Annotated in this window: 1 protein-coding gene; it reads right to left on the bottom strand. The window is 67.6% G+C overall.

What is annotated here, in order from left to right; translation table 11 throughout:
- Positions 1-274 precede the first annotated feature (274 nt).
- Positions 275-806: efflux RND transporter permease subunit (locus RT456_RS19075; protein WP_313348979.1), on the bottom strand; the 532-nt coding region annotated here is incomplete at its 5' end.

Here is an 806-nt window from a genome sequence, read left to right as displayed (position 1 = left end):
CATGCCCTTGTGGCGAAGTAAAGGAGGAGGGGGCGGCCGAAGGCCGACGCCGGGGGCGTCGCAGGCAAGGGTATGGCGGCCCCGCGCTCGCCCCACCGGCAGCCGCTGTTGAGAGACATTCGCCGACAAGGGTAAGGCGGCCCGCGCTCGCCCCACCGGCAGCCGCGTCTGAGGCAAAAAAAAGGCCCCGGATTGCTCCGGGGCCTTTCGTGTTTCAGCGTGACCACCAACGGTGGTCACCTACCGGTGGGGCAACCGGGGTTGCCCCTGTCCATCAACGATCCGGACGGTGCGCCGCGTTGGCTTCGCCCTGGCGTTCCAGGAACTCCTTGGACGGTTCGTCCAGCTTGTCGCCCAGCATGCGCCGGACCACCACGAAGAACACCGGGATCATCAGCAGGCCCAGGAAGGTGGCGAACACCATGCCGCCGATCACGCCGGTGCCGATGGCGTGACGCGCGTTGGCGCCCGCACCGCTGGAGATGGCCATCGGGATCACGCCCATGATGAAGGCGAACGAGGTCATCAGGATCGGGCGGAAGCGCAGGCGCGAGGCTTCGATGGTCGCCTCGCGCAGGCTCTTGCCGGCCGCCCGCTGCTCCACCGCGAACTCCACGATCAGGATCGCGTTCTTGGCGGCCAGGCCGATCACCGTGATCAGGCCGATCTTGAAGTACAGATCGTTTGGCAGGCCACGGGCCAGCGAGAACGCCAGTGCGCCCAGCACGCCCAACGGCACCACCAGCAGCACCGCCACCGGGATCGACCAGCTCTCATACAGCGCCGCCAGGCACAGGAACACCACC

The sequence above is a fragment of the Stenotrophomonas sp. genome (assembly GCF_032099025.1).
Taxonomy (GTDB): domain Bacteria; phylum Pseudomonadota; class Gammaproteobacteria; order Xanthomonadales; family Xanthomonadaceae; genus Stenotrophomonas.
The sequence above is the reverse complement of the archived record's forward strand: the minus strand, read 5'-3'. Positions and strand labels throughout refer to the sequence as shown.